Here is a 17,914-nt window from a genome sequence, read left to right as displayed (position 1 = left end):
ATCCGGCATATTACATGCCGGATTTTTTATGATTCAATATGAGATTGACTTTGTCTTTTTTCCTGCTCCGCGATGATATCATTATCTTCTGCGTTATCACGCGTCACTTTTTGTGTAAGGATCGCGCCGACCGCTACAAGGATCATCACTGCAATGTAGTAGCCTTTTTCATTGAGTTCGAGATTATCAGCGTTATAGAGTCCGATACAAAACAAAAATACTCCCGCAAAAAAAGTGAAATAAGCTAATACAGTAAAGGCAACCGTGTTTCTCCGTCTATATTTCTGCACCTTTGTTCCCTCCTGAAGCATAGTTATTAAGTGATAACTTCCGTGGAATATTATACCTCAAATTCCCCTGAATGGAACAAAAAAATAAAAATACCAGGAAAAACGGCTCAGGTTGCTTCCTTTATTTCAACAGCTGAGTCATCAATCCAGCCGACCAGTTTATTATTGACTTGGAATTGGTACCATGTGGACTGGCCTTTCTGTTTTTTAGATACAACCTTTATATCCTTGCCAACGTAAGATTGCGCAGAGGTCAGCTTAATGGATTGATCATCAGTAGAAGGCTTAGACCATACATCTTGAACGGCGCTGTCTTTGATGGAGCCTTTTAAATCCACAGATTTCAGAGATGGATTCACCTCATCGTATTCATCTAAATCGTACTTTTCCACAATGGCGCTGATTTTGTCAGCATATTCCGGATCTGTGGCATAGCCTGATGTTTGAAGAGCGCCTGCTGCTTCTTTATAATCCTCAGCTTCAAGCACCGGCTTATACTTCTTTTTATTCCACGATGTGCCTTGGACAAATAATTTGGCGTGATCATCCATTGATTCAAAAAACGTGCTGTATTTGCGGAATTTCGCGCGAATCGTTTTTCTTTCCCCTTTTTCAAATTCATCTGTATCCATGGTAACGTGATGTCCTTTATAATTTCCTTTTACGCCAAACAGGTTGTTGGCTTTAGAGGCAAGCTCGCTGTTTCCCCAGTCAGATTCGAGTATGGCCTGAGCTATCGTTATGCTGGGAAGGACATGATATTTTTCATATAAAATTTGAGCATGTCCGGAAAGGCTGTCAATAAATACTTGCTGTTCATCAATTTCTTCAGGTTCTTTGGATGTTTCAATTGGCTTTGAAAGAGTTGTCGCTAAAACAAACAAGGCTAGCGGAATCGATACAACGAAAAATAGAGAAATGAAGAGTCTACGTTTTTTCAGTTTTTTACGGGCCATGAAAACCTTCCTTCGATTTAAAAGATTACGAGTGTAAAAGAATCTACCTTTAAGAATTTTACTTGTACTTCTAATATTTTTCAATTCTTTAGGGATAAAGTTTGAGAGAGAACACACAAAAAGCCTTTCCCATCAAGGGAAAGGCAGTGATCATGTATCTATTTTTGTAAGACTGTGCTGTTTAAAATGTCTGAGCGCATCACGATATTCTTGATCATGTATGACTTTATGAGATTTTACGGCAGCCTTTGTCAGTCCATGTGCAGAAACAGCCGGTTTTTCCGGAGCGGATTTTCCTTTATCATGAGGCTTATGAGCCAGCTTGTGCCCCATTCCGGTGGCGTTCATACAAAACGATAAACAAACGAGCAGCACGCTCAGGATAAAAGAAATCAAAAACAGATCATGATAGGCAGTCATCATAGAATCCTGCATCGATCCGTTTTGTCTGGCAGCATCCTTTTTCGTGAAATAGCCGATCAGGATAGGCACACCCATATAGACAAACAATCTTAAAAACTGAACAGCTGTCATTCTTTTGACCAGATCAGGAAGCGGGCCGCCCATAGCGGCTCCCATTAGTCCTGCTGCGACCGTCAGGCCGGTTCCTGCTGCCAGCATGATGAACAGCGCCGCAAACACATAGAGAGACGATTGATATTGCATATGAAGCCATTGAACATTCACAAAAACGAGAATGAGAGAACCTATAATCCCCAGCATCCCTGGTCCGACTTTATCATATAACAGAGCACTCGCAATAGCTGCTATGGCCACTCCAATCAATAGAGTCATGTTTAAAAGAATGAGATGATCTCGGGATATATCATACATTTGACGAAGCAAGCCTTGAAAAGCTGCCAGACTGACAGCTACCGTAATCGTTCCTGCCGCTATGATAAATAAACCGAGCACAGGTTTAGGCAGCAGCATCTGTTTAATAGAGATGAAAGGGTTTTTCACCTTATATTCTACAAATAACAGAATGAGGAGCAAACATAAAGCAACCCCAAAACCAGCCCGTACATAACCTGATGAAAAGCCCCATTTTTGCAGAAAAATGAATGTAAACGCTGAGGCTGCGGCCACGCATACAGATAAAATGATCCCTGCTCTGTCGAGTGATGACTGTTCCTTTTCTGATCCCCCATGATGCTCATCATAGAGAAAGAAATAACTCACTGCGACGCCGACCAAAGACAGTGTGCCAAAGGTAAAAAACAGCCATCTCCAGTGACCGTAGCTCAACGCGATCGTTCCTAAAATCGAACCGATAATAACAGAGCCATAGAACCCGCCGATAAGCACCAGTAGTGCGTAATTCCGCCGGTCAATCGGAAATGACAGGACTAGCATCGGAATCATAATCATCAGCATGACACCTGTAGCCGCTCCCTGTAAAAAGCGTCCTGCCGCCATCCAGGCAATATCGCTTGAAAATGCGAAGAGCAGTGAGCCAAGTATAAAAACGGGTAATGAAGCCAGATAGATCGGACGGGCACCGAATTTTTTCCTTAGCAGCGGTCCTGCCGGAACTAATAAAGCGAAGGCCATATTGCCGATCAATATTGGATTTACTGATGTGAAGTCACTTGTTCCAACCGTCTTCTGAACAAGGCCTTGAACTGACGACAATGCCGTGTTAGACATCAATCCCGGCCCGACCGCTAAAACAGCGAGCAAAGAAATCAGCCAATAGTGTTTTGTCTTCATGTTGTCATTCCTTCCTATATGAATACATACGAAACACATCATTTTTTGAAAACAAAAGAAGCTAATAGATTTTGCATGCCATTAGCTTTCATTCGGATTCTCTCCCCATCATGGGAAATGATATTATTTTATGATAATATGTGAAAAAATGAGCATATACTCAAACATTATTCCAAACCGATTGTGTTTTGTCAATGGCGCAAATTTCAAGCACAAATCAAAAACCTGAACGGCTTTTGCCCGATATCGTGACTTATGAGTCCCTGCCTGCTCCCTCAAGCGATTTAAAGCAGGCCGTTTTAAAAGTAATCCTATCGGTCTTCGCTTGGGTAATGACGGCACCTTTCAATTCACTGTTTTCATCAAAATTCAAACTAATCAACCCGAATAAGTTGGTGATAAGAACAACATGTTGACCGCACATTTTTTTTGTTCACTAGGCGTTTGCCGCCTCTAAATTGTCTATGGGTAAATATCATGAACTAATCTGCGAAATACCAATGCCAGGCAATTTTAAATGATCCGGGAGGTAAAAACGAATGGAACTGTATGAGTGTATCGAAGAAATTTTTAGCGGCTTGAAAAATCCATCGGTTAAAGATTTGGCAGCTTCTTTAACACAAATTCCAAACGTGTCAAAATTGAGTCAACCATATATAAAGGAACCAGACCAGTACGCTTACGGCCGAAATGCCATCTATAGAAACAATGAATTAGAAATTATCGTGATTAACATTCCCCCAAACAAGGAGACAGCAGTCCACGATCATGGTCAATCCATTGGTTGTGCAATGGTGTTAGAAGGAAAACTTCTCAATTCTATTTATCGCTCAACCGGCGATCATGCAGAACTCTCCAATTCATATTTTGTCCACAAAGGAGAATGTCTTATATCAACCAAAGGTTTAATTCACAAAATGTCCAATCCGACTTCCGAACGAATGGTGTCTCTTCATGTTTACTCACCCCCTTTGGAAGACATGACGGTCTTTGAAGAACAAAGTGGTGTATTGGAAAATTCATGATTTATAGCCTGAACTACTTTACTTGATTAGTTTGTTATATGTCATTTTTCAAACGCAGGAGCCTAACGAAGGAATATCTGACCTTATCATTGGTTTATGAAATGCTCCTGGGGACATATGATTTCGGATCAACAGAAGGGTTCAACGAATGAACCCTTTCTATTAAAAACAAAAAAACCCTTATAGAATAAGGGTTTACAGGTATGGAGCCAAGGGGGCTCGAACCCCTGACCTCTACGCTGCCAGCGTAGCGCTCTCCCAGCTGAGCTATGGCCCCGTATGTAACGTCATGTTTATTATAGATGATTTTTTTTTGAAAAACAAGCTGTTCCTTTCTAATTGACAGAAAAAAACAAGGCCCTTTCCGGAGCCTTATTTTTCGATTTACATCATAAACAAAAGTAAAATCACACCGAGAATGATTCGATAGATTGCAAACGGAACGAGTTTGATTTTGTTAATCAGTCTTAGGAAGAAACGGACTACAAACAGCGCGACAACAAAGGCACAGATAAAGCCGACGATAAAAAACGGCATTAAATCGGAGCTTAAGCTGTCCCAATGTTTCACTAGGCTTAAGGTGCTGGCTCCCATCATAATCGGCATTGCCATAATAAATGTGAAATCGGCTGCCGCACGGTGATTCAACCCGAGAATAACGCCCCCGGAAATCGTTGAGCCGGAGCGTGAGAAACCCGGCCAAAGGGCAAGACATTGGAATAAACCGACGCCGATTGCCTGCTTGTATGAAATACGGTCTAGGGTGTCTGTCGTTTCTTTCCGTTTATTAATCCAATCGGCTGCAAGCATTAAAACTGCCCCGGCAATTAAGCCAATGGCCACGGTGCGGACTGAAAATAAATATTCATCAATATAATCCTCAAACAAAAAGCCGAGAACCGCGGCAGGCACAAGCCCTACTGCGATTTGGGCAATGCTTAATTTGTGACCATGCTCTTGGTCACTCGTGATATTTTTTTTCAAGCCAAGCAAGTTCAAAATCCTGTCTTTAAACACGATCGCAACCGCTAAAATAGAGCCAAGCTGAATGACAACTTTAAATGAGTTGGCTGCTTCTTCAGACATGAGACTGCCTGATTTAAGCCAGATATCGTCTACTATAATCATATGTCCTGTCGAAGAAACCGGTGCGTACTCTGTTAATCCTTCTACGATTCCTAAAATAGCAGCTACAAACAATTCCCATAGAGTCATGATTTTAATTCTCCCCATTAGACATTTATTTTTTACATAACGGGAGCCTTCCATAAATGGAAAGCCCGTCTTATATAACTATAAATGAAATTTATGCTTTATGACTCTTTGCATTTTCATTTTTTTCTTCATCGTATAGATGCGACTGCATTTTAAACCAGTCAAATAAATGTGTCGTAATGACTTTGGCAACCGCATAGCCCGGAATCGCAAGAATAATTCCGATAACACCAAACAGCTTGCCGGCGGTTAACAGCAGAAAAATAATGGTGATTGGGTGGATATGAAGGTTTTTCCCCATAATTTGCGGGGAGATCAGTTTCCCTTCAATAAGCTGAACAATTGTCCAGACGATCACAAGCTTGAGCAGCATCAGAGGCGATGTCACAATAGCGATAATGATCGCAGGCGTAATGGCGATTGTCGGACCTAAATACGGCACGATGCTTGTACAAGCCGCAATAACGGCAAGTAGCGAAGCGTAATCCAGTCCGATGATCAAATAGCCGATAAACAGCAAAAATCCAATGCAGAAGCTGACAATGATCTGTCCTCTGATATAAGAACTTAGCCGATGATTCATTTCGCTTAAGACTGTGTATGTCTGCTCTTTTAATTGTGTCGGCACAAACTTCAGTATGTAGATCGGCAATTTCTTTCCGTCCTTTAACAGATAGAAAAGAATAAATGGAACTGTCACGATCGAAATGATAATCTCAGTTAAGGCGCCGATAAAATTCCCAACGCCGGTAAAGGTGCTGTTTACAATCGTCGCTGCCTGATCTGACACCTTTGTCGCGAGATCAGATATATTAATGTTCATCGTTTGCTGCGCCTGATTGACAAAGTTACTGCCGATCAGTTCTTTTGTCTGATTCTCAACAACATCCACATATCTCGGGATGTTGTCAATCAAACTCATAATTTGCTCTTTTAAAAAGGGGATAATCGACACGATTGTGATCGTGATCAGCCCGATAATCAACAGATATAACAGCAAAATGGAATAGATTCTTCTGATTCTTCTTCTCTCAAGGAAATCAACGACAGGGTTTAACAGATAAAAAACAATGCCTGTTAAAATAATCGGAAGCGATATCGTTTTGAGCAGAACAATGATCGGGGTGAAAATAAATGATGTTTTTGTAAATACGAGAATATTTAAACCAATCAGCAGCAGAACAAGCAGAAATAAAACAAACTTGTTGTCCAAGAAGAATCGCTTGAATCTGCCGCTCCATGTTTGCAACGTCTCCACTATCGTTCCTCCGTCATACATAGTTTAAGTAAATTGTACACTATCGTACCTATAATGAAAAATAAAAACCGCTAATTGCTGGAAAAACTTCCTTATCTAAAAAATGTGATTTGATCTATCATGTGCTTTTCTTCTTTTTAAGCTATAATTTAGCTATATCATACAAAAGGAGCGATATGCGTGATACGATTTGCAATAGTAGGAACCAACTGGATTACAGACCGCTTTCTAGAAGCAGCTTCAGAAATTGAAGATTTCCGGCTCACAGCCGTTTATTCAAGAACACCTGAACGCGCCGCTGAGTTTGCCGCTCGGCATGGGGCTGCACATACCTTCTCCGACCTTCAGGAAATGGCGGCAAGCGATGGCTTTGATGCTGTATATCTCGCCAGCCCGAATGCCCTTCACAAGGAGCAGGCGATCCTCTTTATGAAACATGGCAAACATGTGCTATGCGAGAAACCGCTTGCTTCAAATACCAGAGAAACAGAAGAGATGATTTCAGCCGCCAGAGCGAATGGTGTTGTCCTCATGGAAGCAATGAAGACCACATTCCTGCCTAATTTTAAAGAGCTGAAAAAACACTTCCACAAAATCGGCACGATCCGCAGATTTACCGCAAGCTACTGTCAGTACTCTTCAAGGTATGATGCGTTTAGAAACGGAACTGTTTTGAACGCGTTTCAGCCTGAGCTGTCTAACGGCTCATTGATGGATATCGGCATCTATTGTATTTACCCTGCCGTTGTGCTGTTTGGAGAGCCGAAAGCCGTGAAAGCGAACGGATACACTTTATCGTCCGGCGTTGATGGAGAAGGTACCGTCATTCTCTCATATGACGGGTTTGAGGCCGTACTGATGCATTCTAAAATCTCAACTTCCTACGCGCCTGCTGAAATCCAAGGAGAAGACGGGACAATAGTATTGGATACGATCCATCGTCCTGAACGAGTGGAAATCCGCTATCGTGACGGCCGCCTGGAAAACATTTCGCTCTCTGATCCTAAACCGGCAATGTTTTACGAAGCGGCTGAATTTGTTTCCCTCGTGAAAGAGAAGAAACAGGAATCTGAAGAAAATACATATGAACGCTCCTTGATCACTGCTAACATCATGGAGGAAGCAAGAAAACAGATGGGTATTGTGTACCCTGCTGATCAAGCCTAAAAAAATCCGCCCGCGGCATGTTGCACGCGGGCGGATTTTTTTAAACGATCGGTGAGGATGCCTGCCTTTTGAAAAGCACGTTTTGTTCATATTCTTTGATATCATCAAGCCAAGCCTCTTTTACCGGCACTCCCATTTGCTCACAGTAATAATCCCAGATGGCACCGAAAGGATAGGTTTTAAATTCCTCCATCAGCGCCAGCCTTTCTGTAAAGCGCCCCTCATCCTGCAATTGTTTTAAATGGTCATTCGGAAGAAGCAAAGCGTACATTAAAGCTTTCATCATATTTCTCGTTCCGATAGTCCAAGCGGCGACACGGTTAATGCTGGCATCGAAAAAATCCAGACCGATGGCGACTTTCTCTAATGCCTGATTACGGACGATCTCAAGGGCGATTTCTCTCAATTCATCATCTAACATCACGACATGGTCACTGTCCCAGCGAACGGGCCGGGATACGTGCAAGGCAAGTTTGTCTGTGTAAAGCAGCATCGCCGAGATCTTGTTTGATACCGTTTCTGTCGGATGGAAATGTCCCGTATCGAGCAAGCATAACTTATGGTTCGTTAAAGCATAGGCTAAATAAAACTCATGAGACCCGACGACATATGATTCTGATCCAAGTCCGAACAGCTTGCTCTCGACCGAATCAACATTGTAATCTTCACTGATTTCCTCGCGGAATATCCGATCCAATGATTCTTTTAATCTTTTGCGCGGCGTCAGCCTGTCACTCGGAATATCCTTATAGCCGTCCGGAATCCAAATATTAGTCAGGCAAGGCGTGCCTAATTCTTTGCCGAAATAAGCTCCGATGCGGCGGCACGCGATGCAGTGATGAATCCAAAACTCCCGGATGGATGGATCAGGGTGTGCGAGTGTAAGCCCGTCATCCGCTTTCTCATGTGAAAACAGTGTCGGATTGAAATCTAATCCGATACCAAGACCCTTTGCCCACTTCACCCAATTTTCAAAGTGATGCGGCTTCAGCTGATCACGTTCTACAACTTCTCCGTTTGTTTCTGCGTATATAGCGTGCAGGTTTACACGATGCTTTCCCGGGATGAGAGACAGAGCTTTCTCCAGATCTCTTCTTAATTCTTCCGGGGTTTGCGCTTTTCCGGGATAATTGCCTGTGACGTCAATGCCGCCGGAAAGCTCGCCCTTATTCACTTCAAACCCTTCAATGTCATCACCCTGCCAGCAGTGGATTGAGATCGGAACTTGCTGCAATTGCCGGAACACAGCTTCAACATCAATTCCCCATTTTTCATATTCTTGTTTTGCGCTGTCATAATTCGCTTTTATCGTCATACGGCTCTCTCCCTATTATTCGAAATAAAAGACTTCCTTCAGATCGATTGAAACGGGACTGTCATCGGCGTTTGTTTTCATTAATGGCGCCATTGATTTCCACCATCTGCGGCACACCTCTGTGTCCGCCATCTTCTTCCACTTTTCCTCATCCTCTATCTCTAAATAAGCAAATAACCGGCCTGTCTCTTCGTCTAAAAAAATAGAATAGTGATGCGCCCCATGGGCTTTAAGCGCTTCCGCCATTTCTGGCCAAATGTCATCATGCCTCTGTTTGTATTCCTTGAATTTATCTTTATGGACGAACATGATACTCGCTTTTCTTTTCAAGCTGATCACCTCTTTTTATTTAGATAGCGCTTTCAAAACAGTTTGATGATAGGACTGAATGATGGCGCTTCTGTCAGTATCTTTAGGGATAAACACTTTAATGGGAAAGGAGTTTCTGACGGTCTTGCGGGCCTGGTTTACGTCCTTTATTTCTTTGGCAGCAATCATTTGCATCAGCAGATTTCCGATGGCTGTCGCCTCAGCAGGTCCGGCGTATACCGTTTTTCCGCTCATATCAGCGGTTAATTGATTTAAGAAGTCGTTTTGGGCGCCTCCTCCGATAATATGAAGCTGTTGAATGTTTTTCCCTGTAATGGTTTCTAGTTCTGAGATGGCTATCGCATAGATGATGGCTAAATTGCTGTAGATACAGCAGGCAAGTTCGCCTGCGGTGTGAGGAATCTGTTGGAAGGTTTCTCTGCAATAATGTTGTATTTCCTTTATCATGTCATGCGGATACAGAAAACGATCATCATTTAAGTTGATAAACTGCTGAAACGGTTTTGTTTTTCCAGCTTCTTCTGCCAGTTGCTGAAAATTGTAATCTTCTCGTAATTGTTTCCGGACTTCTTGTATCATCCACATGCCAATGATGTTTTTCAGGAAACGAATGGTGTTGTTTGCGCCGCGTTCATTGGTATAATTGTTTTTCAATGCGAGTTTATTTATAATCGGCGTTTCGTTCTCAATTCCGATTAGCGACCATGTTCCGCTGCTGATATACGCCCAATCATTGTTTATGCCTGGTGCGGCGAGGACAGCTGAAGCAGTATCATGCGTTGCGACGGTAACCACCCTGCAAGCCGGCAGATCATAGCCTGGAAACCAATCATTTCTTAGCTTGCCGAGTTCCTGTCCCGGTTCAGTCAGCGGCGGAAATTGCTGTTCCTTAACAGACACGGCTTCGAGCAATTCGGGATCAAACTTTCCGGTTAAGGCGTTTAAGAGCTGTGTCGTGGACGCATTTGTGATTTCCGCTGCTGCTTTGCCGGTTAAGCAATAGCCTAAATAATCCGGCACCATTAAAATCTGCTCTGTTTTTCTCAGCAGCTCCTGGTCTTCTTCATATAATTGATAGATTGTGTTAAAAGGCAGAAACTGAATGCCTGTTTTTTGATAGATTGTTTCTTTTGATATCGTTTGCGCAAGCTTCTCCATTGTGTTCTCTGTTCTTTTATCCCGGTATGATATGACTTCTCGTAAGCGGCTGCCTTTCTCATCCAGCAAGACGTAATCAACGGCCCATGTATCAATGCCGACGGTGCAGCAGTCATAGCCAAGGGCTTTCACCTTTTGCAGCCCTTGCAGGATTTGCTCTAGCAAATGATCAATATCCCAATAGCCATGTCCGTCTCTTTGCATGAAGCCGTTTGCGAATCGGTGAATCTCTTGTACTGCAAGCTTTCCTTCCTGGAGTTCGCCTATTATGACTCTCCCGCTTGATGCCCCTATATCAACAGCAGCATATATCATCCTTTCACCCTTTCTTTAGGAAAGGGGACGGCTGTCACTTTCACATTCTTTTCTTCAAGGGCTTTTACTGATACCGGATCAAGTCTAGAATCGGTAATGATGCAGCTGACATCCTGCAAAGAGGCGATATGTGAAAACTCGCGGTTCCCCCATTTGCTTGAATCGGCCATCAAAATGGTCTGATCAGATCTTTCAATCATCCGTATTTTAAGCAGTGCCTGCCACTCATTTGAGTCGCTCATTCCATGTTCCATATCAAACCCTTGGCAGGACAGAAAGGTTTTATTTACATGATAGGTTTCAAGTGAACGCTCAGCTAACGGTCCCGCAAATGATAATGATTTTGTCAGCAAGATACCGCCTGTTGAAATAACTGATATCTTTTGTTTTTTGCTCAGTTCAATGGCTGCCTTCATTGAGTTTGTAATGACGGTGAGCTCAATATCAGGGAGTATTTTCGCCATGTACCAAGCGGTGGTGCTTGCATCGAGAATGATTCGGTCACCGCTTTTTACATATTTGGCCGCTTCATGAGCAATGGCTTTTTTCTCTATTACATTTGTAATTTCACGTTCAGAAAAATGAATTTCCGACTCCTGCTGCTGAATGCTGACCGCACCTCCGTGGCTGCGGCTCAGCTTATGCTCTTTCTCAAGCTTCTCAAGGTCCCGCCGAATCGTTTCTTCTGTGACAGAAAATATGTCACTCAATTCTGATACGCGGATGCTTAAACGCTTATTCACTAGTTCGACTATTTTTTTCTGCCGTTCTGCTATTAACATCGGTAACGTCCTTCCTCATTAATATCCGTCTTGCTTTTCCCAAATCATAGCATACTTCTAACGCGTAAAAGCTGCCGGGACGCCGCCGTCTACTGTAATCATACACCCTGTCGTCTTTTCAGCTTTAGAAGAAGCCAAAAACGAGATTGATTCGGCAATATCCTGCGGGTAAATATTAACCAAAAGCGTTGTGCGTTTCCGATAATGTTCCTCTAGCTGATCCGGCTCTATTCCATATGCCGCAGCCCGTTCCTCCCGCCAGCTTGACCCCCAAATCGCTGAGCCTTGGAGAACCGCGTCAGGCAAAACTGAGTTTACACGAATGCCGTATTCTCCTCCTTCTGCTGCAATACATCGAGCCAAATGGGTTTCAAGTGCTTTTACCGAACTGTAGGCTGAAGCGTTTTTTCCCGCATAGACAGCGTTTTTCGATCCCACAAACACCATGCTTCCGCCTATGTTTTGCTGTTTCATTTGCTTAAACGCTTCGCGGGCCACGAGAAAATAGCCGGTTCCCAATACATTGATATTGAGATTCCATTCTTTTAGACTTGTTTCGTCAAAAGGGCTTGATGTTGCCAGCCCGGCATTATTAACGACAATGTCAATGCCGCCGTAGGTAAGCGCTGCTTGTTCAAAGGCAGACTGTACCTCATCTTCATTTGTCACATCCATTTTGACAGCCATTGCGCGTCCTTCTCCGTACGTTTCGTTTATTTCCTCGGCAATTTTTTGTGCGCCTTCTACATTCAGGTCAGCCGCGATCACGTGTCCGCCTTCTGCTGCAAAGTGCCGGCAGGCTGCACTTCCGATTCCGCCGGCGCCACCTGTTATCAATGCTACTTTTCGAGAAAATTCTGCTTCCGGCGGGGCCAGCGTGAGTTTATATAATTCCAGCGGCCAGTATTCAACATGATAGGATTCATTTTCGTTTAATGAAACAAATCGTCCGAGTGAGGCAGAGCCTTTCATTACAGCAATAGCTCTCTGGTATAAAGCACCGCTAACTTTTGACATGGCAAGGCTTTTTCCCGTATTGACCATTCCAATGCCAGGAATCAATATGACACGCGGCGCTGATTCAAAGATTTGATCCCCTTCCTGCTGATTGCGTGCAAAGTAAGCTTGATACTCTGCTTTGAAGCGCTCGATCCCTGACTTCAGAAGATCCTCCAGCTCCTGAGCATCTTGCGTTTCCGGATTCCATTCAATGTACAGCGGGACACGCTTTGTATGAACGAGGTGATCCGGACACGCAGCGCCAATTTGAGAAAGCTCCGGCGCTTGCACGCTGTTTACAAATTCTAATACCTCTTCATGATCGTCATAGGAGAGGATCATTTTCTTTTCATCGCTTACAGCTCCTCGGATAACAGGCATGATACCCGCCAGAATTTGTTTCCGCTTATCTGCTGGCAGTGACTCGTATCGCCTGCCGCCGAATCGCTGTTTTTGGTTGATGCGTTCATGAATGTACTGCTCAGCTTCTTGAATAATGGAGATCGTTTTCTCATAACACTTCTCTGACGTATCTCCCCAAGTGACTAAGCCGTGTTTTTCCATTAAGACAAGCTCGGCATTTGGATTGTTTGCCACGCCGTTTGCGATCATTTTAGACAGAGTAAATCCCGGGCGAACGTATGGCACCCATACAAACCGGCTGCCATAAATATCTTCGGCAATTTGTTTTCCATTATCAGCGCAGCAAATGCTGATAATTGTATCCGGATGGGTATGGTCAACATGATTGTATGGCAAAAATGCGTGTAAGAGTGTTTCAATGGAAGGGCGGGGATGTTTGCTGTCTATCATACAATGAGACAAGTAATCTACCATTTCTTCATCTGACATCTGGTCTCTTTCAATCAGCGGACGGATGTCATCTAATCTCAGGCCGGTAAAGTTATGCGCTTTCATTGTTGCCAAGTCTGAGCCGCTTCCTTTTACCCACATCACTTCTGTTTCGCGGCCTCTGAAATCCTTCTCCGTTGTTTTCATCGACGTATTGCCGCCGCCCCAGTTGCATACAGTGCGGTCTGCTCCGATTAAATTGGACCGATACACCAATTCTTCAACACCCTTTGGCAGCTGGGCGGCATGTTCTGATTCCCATACATGTTTCACCATTTTCATCTTCCTCCGTCCCTTTTATTTGTATCCGCTTTCATTATATATGATGTTTGTTTGTTTTTGAATACCTTTTGTTTATTTTTGTTTTTATCAAGAAACAAAAAAAGAAAGCAGCAAAGATATGCCGCTTTCTTTTTCTATTAAGATTCAATTTTAAATTTTTTCGTAATGTCTTGAAGTTCTTCCGCCATGTTCGCCAATGTTTCAGCTGAAGAACTGATTTCCTCCATAGACGCAAGCTGCTCTTCCGCCGAAGCTGCGATATCTTGAATGCCCGCTGAGCTTTCTTTCGCTACTTCGGAAATTTCCTCAACCGCACTTGATACTTCCTGTGATCCGACTGACAGCTGTTCAACCGTTGCATTCAGATTTTGTAATTCACCGGATATTTGCGATGTCATCTCGTAGATTTGCTTAAAGCTTTCAGCTGTTTGGTCTGTAATTTGCAAGCCTTCTTTAACTTCATGATTCACGGATTGGAACATAGAGAGCGACGTGCTGATTTCTCTGACAATCTCTTGAATTAATCCTTCAATTTCCTTCGCAGAATGTGCTGATTGCACAGCAAGTTTTCTGACCTCTTCCGCTACAACAGAGAAGCCTCTGCCGTATTCTCCGGCTCTGGCTGCCTCAATTGCTGCATTTAAAGCCAACAAGTTCGTTTGATCGGCAATGCCATTGATTACATTTAAGATGCTGGTAATGTCCTGAGATTTTGTTTCAAGGCCTTTGACAACTGCTTCGGCTTTTTGAACCGATTCATCGATTGTCTTCATTTGGCCGACTGTGTGCTCTACCAGTTTTTCTCCGCTTCCGGCTGCCTCAGAGGACTGGATTGAAGACTTCGTAATGGTTGATGAAGCCTGAGCCACTTTTGATATGCCGTGGTTCATTTGAGAAAGATGATCTGAGCTTGTTTCCAATTTCTCGCTTTGCGCCTCGTTGCCATTTGAAAACTGTTCGATTGCCAGCGTAATGTGTTCAGTCGCCTTACTCGTTTGGGCTGCACTTGCCGTCAGTTCTTCAGAAGATGATGCCACATTTTCTACAGACGTTTGAATAACACCGATGACAGAACGCAATGATTCAGACATCTCGTTAAAGCTTTCTCCTAGCTGGCCAAACTCATTTTTCGACTGAATATCAATCACTTCCGTTAAATCTCCGCTGCTGATTTTCGCAGATGTTAAAACCAGTTTTCTTAACGGTTTGGTGATGGCGCGTATAATAAAGAGAATGAGTATGCCGCCGATCACAATTGACACACATAGAATGATAACGGCAGTGTTCAGTACCGGACTTGAAGCATCTTGCAATTCACTGACAAAGTACGTACCCGCGATTTTCCACCCTGTCAATTTATTTGTCGTAAATGCCATTTTCTTTTCTTTGCCTTCGAAGGTATATTGAAATGAACCGTCTGCTTTTGAATATACCTCTTTTGTCCAGTCGCCGGATCCAGTTGTTCCAGGCTTAATCGTCGGATGGGCGATATATTTTTTGTTGCCTGTTGTAATAAATGCAAAGCCGTTTTTACCGATTTTTATTCTCTGTGAAGCTGCCAGCACTTCATCCAGATTTAAATCAAGCGCTATGACCCCTGAGCCATCTTTTAATTGTTTGGAAATCGTAACAACGATATCTCCTGTCGCTTCGTCAGTATACGGCTCTGAGAATACAGCCTGTCCTTTTTTTGCAACAGCCTGTTTGTACCAGTCACGTTCTGTCGGATCGAAACCTTTAGGAACGCCGCTTTCCGGATATTTGTAGAGCTTTTTATTTTCTGAAGCCGCATAGATTGCTCCTACATCGGCATTTAGTGTCGTGTACTGTTTAAATTTTTCATTCAGTAAGGTTTTGTTTTTGCCTTGTAATATGTCTTTATCAATTGTCTCGCTGTAATAATCAATTGCTTTTACTTTATTTTTCAATTTGTTTTCAAGTGTGCTGTTGAGTTCTTCAACGTTTCCTATTGCACTATTCGTAAGTTCCCTGTCCAGTGCGTTCCAAGCTGATTGATAACTGAAATATGCTAATACCCCAATCGGCAAAATGAGCACTGTCAGAAACGCAGCGATAAGCGGTTTGCTGATTGATGGCTGTTTGATCCAATGTATGAATTTTCCCATTCTCGATAATTCCTCCTTTAAGCTAAAAATAATATCGTCAAGCTAGGATAAAAGCTTTAATAAAAAAACTAAAAAAAACACCCAAGCGCAGAACCTTGGGTGTTTTGACTCATTATTCGATTTTGAATCGTTTTGTCATATCGCGAAGCTCTTCAGCCATGCTTGAAAGTGTTTCTGCTGATGAGCTGATTTCTTCCATAGAAGCAAGCTGCTCTTCGGCTGATGCCGCGATATCTTGAATGTGGGCTGAGCTTTCTTTTGAAATCGATGCAATATGCTCAGACGCTCCCGATACCTCTTCAGAGCTGGCAGAAAGCTGCTGAACCGTCGCACTCATGTTTTGCAGTTCTCCGGCTATCTGGTTTGTCATTTCAGAGATTCGTTTAAAGCTTGTCTCTGTTTGATCTGTGATGTCAAGGCCTGTTTGCACCTCTTGGTTCACAGACTGGAACATGCCGAGAGATGTGTTGATTTCTTTCACGATTTCAATGATGAGCGCTTCAATCTCTTTAGCTGAATCAGCGGACTGTACAGCCAGTTTTCTGACTTCTTCCGCTACGACGGAGAAGCCGCGCCCGTATTCGCCTGCGCGCGCCGCTTCAATGGCAGCGTTTAGTGCAAGCAGGTTCGTCTGGTCAGCAATACCGTTAATCACGCGCAGAATGTTTGTGATGTCTTTTGATTTGGTTTCCAATCCGCGAACAACTTGTTCCGCTTCTTTCACCGACTTGTCTATCACGTTCATTTGGCCGACAGTCTGATGAACAAGCTGTCCGCCCGCACTCGCGATTTCTGTCGATTGAACAGATGAATCTGTAATGACTTCAGAAGCTTGAGCCATATTCGTCAATCCGTCATTCATCTGATAAATATGCTCCGCCGCTGTTTCGATGTTTTCATTTTGTTTTTCATTGCCGTTTGAAAATTGTTCTATTGCCAATGTGATATGCTCGGTCGCCTTGCTTGTTTGCGCGGCAGATGCCGTCAATTCCTCGGAGGAAGCGGCAACATTGTCTACCGAATCCTGAATGGCGTGTATGAGAGAGCGAAGTGAAGACGCCATATTGTTAAAGCTTTTGCCCAGTTCGCCCAGTTCATCTTTTGAACGGATATCAATCGTTTCCGTTAAATCTCCCTCACTGATCCGCTTAGATGAACTGACAAGCTGTTTCAGCGGTGTCGTGATTGATCGAATAACCAATGTCATCACGATGATACCAACGAGAATGGCTGCAATCAGGACAATTAATGCGAGGTGAAGCACAGGCTTAGCCGCATCATGAATCTCGTCCAGATACATCGTTCCGCCTATCTTCCATCCCGTTAGCTTGTTCGTATCAAAGGCCATTTTTTTCTTATCGCCGTTCATGCTGTATTGAAAATCGCCTTTATCGGCAGACAGCATCTGTTCAAGCCAGTCGCCTTTCAATTCGGTTCCTGAAGCCTCATCAGGATGCGCAACGACCTTTTTGTCTTTCGTCATAATAAAAGCATAGCCTTCTTTGCCGATGTTCACTTGTTTGGTCGTTTTCAGCAGGTTATCGATCGTCATGTTGATTGCGATAACGCCTGATCCGTCTTTTGTCTGCTGGGCAATTGTCACAACCATTGTGTTCGTAGATGCTGTTTTGTATGGATCTGTTATGACGGCTTTGCCATTATTGGCAACCGCTTTTTTGTACCAGTCCCGTTCAACGGGATTATAATCGCTTGGCATCGGCAGATCCGGGTAACGGGTAAAGCGCCCGTCTTTGTCACTTGTATAAATAGATTCCACATCTTTATTGATTTTAATATATTGTGAGAATTTCTCTTCAATGCTGGCATTGCTCTTTGCTTTATATTTCTTTTGTGTCAGCCATTCGCTGAAGTATTCGGCGCTGTTTTCTTTTTCTCCGATGCTGGTGTTAATGATTTCGTTTAGTTGCTGTACATTTTCTAAGGCGCTTCCCATCATCTGTCTGTCGAGCGAGCTGCTGGCAGATCCATAAGCAATCGCCGCTACTATGGCAACCGGTATGATGAGAATCGATAGAAAGGAAACCAGAAGCTTCCGTGTAATTGATCTCTGTTTAATTAGTTGGAGTATTTTTTTCATCAGTTCATTTCTCCTTTTTTATGCTACCCTTCA

At 43.3% G+C, this 17,914-nt stretch carries 14 protein-coding genes, 1 tRNA gene and 1 pseudogene; 2 read left to right on the top strand and 14 right to left on the bottom strand.

What is annotated here, in order from left to right; genetic code table 11:
- Nucleotides 1-26 precede the first annotated feature (26 nt).
- The 3 genes from KXD37_RS19655 to KXD37_RS19645 form a co-directional block, all read right to left on the bottom strand.
- Nucleotides 27-290 (bottom strand): YiaA/YiaB family inner membrane protein, encoded by a 264-nt coding sequence (locus KXD37_RS19655; RefSeq protein WP_024122620.1) that lies wholly within the window; start codon nucleotides 288-290, stop codon nucleotides 27-29.
- Nucleotides 291-397: 107 nt separating this feature from the next.
- A complete protein-coding gene (locus tag KXD37_RS19650) occupies nucleotides 398-1,246 on the bottom strand; it encodes a glucosaminidase domain-containing protein (protein ID WP_106019453.1) in 849 nt (282 codons plus the stop codon).
- Between the two features lie 150 nt (nucleotides 1,247-1,396).
- Complete coding sequence (locus KXD37_RS19645) at nucleotides 1,397-2,959, bottom strand: MFS transporter (protein WP_127696594.1); 1,563 nt, start codon at nucleotides 2,957-2,959, stop codon at nucleotides 1,397-1,399.
- Between the two features lie 539 nt (nucleotides 2,960-3,498).
- Between KXD37_RS19645 and KXD37_RS19640 the strand changes: the two genes are divergently transcribed.
- Nucleotides 3,499-3,984 (top strand): cysteine dioxygenase, encoded by a 486-nt coding sequence (locus KXD37_RS19640; protein WP_127696593.1) that lies wholly within the window; start codon nucleotides 3,499-3,501, stop codon nucleotides 3,982-3,984.
- A gap of 204 nt (nucleotides 3,985-4,188) precedes the next feature.
- Here KXD37_RS19640 and KXD37_RS19635 read toward each other — a convergent pair.
- From KXD37_RS19635 to KXD37_RS19625, 3 genes are all read right to left on the bottom strand, one after another.
- Nucleotides 4,189-4,261: transfer RNA gene (locus KXD37_RS19635), tRNA-Ala, on the bottom strand.
- 107 nt (nucleotides 4,262-4,368) lie between these two features.
- On the bottom strand, nucleotides 4,369-5,199 hold the full coding sequence (locus tag KXD37_RS19630; protein ID WP_010331630.1) for an undecaprenyl-diphosphate phosphatase: 831 nt from the start codon (nucleotides 5,197-5,199) through the stop codon (nucleotides 4,369-4,371).
- Nucleotides 5,200-5,290: 91 nt separating this feature from the next.
- Nucleotides 5,291-6,457, bottom strand: coding sequence for an AI-2E family transporter (locus tag KXD37_RS19625; protein WP_024122625.1), 1,167 nt, complete (start codon nucleotides 6,455-6,457; stop codon nucleotides 5,291-5,293).
- Nucleotides 6,458-6,637: 180 nt separating this feature from the next.
- Here KXD37_RS19625 and KXD37_RS19620 point away from each other — a divergent pair, with 180 nt between their 5' ends.
- Complete coding sequence (locus KXD37_RS19620; RefSeq protein WP_127696546.1) at nucleotides 6,638-7,624, top strand: Gfo/Idh/MocA family protein; 987 nt, start codon at nucleotides 6,638-6,640, stop codon at nucleotides 7,622-7,624.
- 40 nt (nucleotides 7,625-7,664) lie between these two features.
- On the opposite strand, the gene rhaA is transcribed toward KXD37_RS19620, so the two are convergent.
- The 8 genes and pseudogenes from rhaA to KXD37_RS24160 all read right to left on the bottom strand — a co-directional run.
- Nucleotides 7,665-8,939 carry an L-rhamnose isomerase gene (rhaA, locus tag KXD37_RS19615; protein WP_095713953.1) on the bottom strand — a complete coding sequence of 425 codons (1,275 nt, stop codon included), beginning with the start codon at nucleotides 8,937-8,939 and terminating at the stop codon, nucleotides 7,665-7,667.
- A gap of 15 nt (nucleotides 8,940-8,954) precedes the next feature.
- A complete protein-coding gene (gene rhaM / locus KXD37_RS19610) occupies nucleotides 8,955-9,269 on the bottom strand; it encodes an L-rhamnose mutarotase (RefSeq protein WP_059292671.1) in 315 nt (104 codons plus the stop codon).
- A gap of 15 nt (nucleotides 9,270-9,284) precedes the next feature.
- On the bottom strand, nucleotides 9,285-10,742 hold the full coding sequence (gene rhaB / locus KXD37_RS19605) for a rhamnulokinase (protein ID WP_127696545.1): 1,458 nt from the start codon (nucleotides 10,740-10,742) through the stop codon (nucleotides 9,285-9,287).
- The gene (locus KXD37_RS19600) at nucleotides 10,739-11,524 is read right to left on the bottom strand and encodes a DeoR/GlpR family DNA-binding transcription regulator (protein ID WP_263463699.1); all 786 of its coding nucleotides are present in this window, start codon (nucleotides 11,522-11,524) and stop codon (nucleotides 10,739-10,741) included. Before KXD37_RS19600 ends, rhaB begins: the two co-directional genes overlap by 4 nt.
- 57 nt (nucleotides 11,525-11,581) lie before the next feature.
- Nucleotides 11,582-13,651: a bifunctional aldolase/short-chain dehydrogenase gene (locus KXD37_RS19595; RefSeq protein ID WP_263463698.1), complete on the bottom strand. Its 2,070-nt coding sequence runs from the start codon at nucleotides 13,649-13,651 to the stop codon at nucleotides 11,582-11,584.
- A 143-nt stretch (nucleotides 13,652-13,794) separates the two neighbouring features.
- A complete protein-coding gene (tlpB, locus tag KXD37_RS19590) occupies nucleotides 13,795-15,783 on the bottom strand; it encodes a methyl-accepting chemotaxis protein TlpB (protein ID WP_127696542.1) in 1,989 nt (662 codons plus the stop codon).
- Nucleotides 15,784-15,895: 112 nt separating this feature from the next.
- Nucleotides 15,896-16,846, bottom strand: coding sequence for a methyl-accepting chemotaxis protein (locus KXD37_RS24165; protein ID WP_369810968.1), 951 nt, complete (start codon nucleotides 16,844-16,846; stop codon nucleotides 15,896-15,898).
- Nucleotides 16,841-17,737 (bottom strand): annotated as a pseudogene (locus KXD37_RS24160) (cache domain-containing protein); the annotation flags it as partial. The gene KXD37_RS24165 and the pseudogene KXD37_RS24160, both read right to left, overlap by 6 nt.
- Between the last annotated feature and the right edge of the window lie 177 nt (nucleotides 17,738-17,914).

The organism is Bacillus sp. XT-2 (assembly GCF_025696525.1).
Taxonomy (GTDB): Bacteria; Bacillota; Bacilli; order Bacillales; family Bacillaceae; genus Bacillus; species Bacillus halotolerans.
Note: the sequence above shows the minus strand (reverse complement) of the source record. Positions and strands in the feature narration are given on the sequence as shown.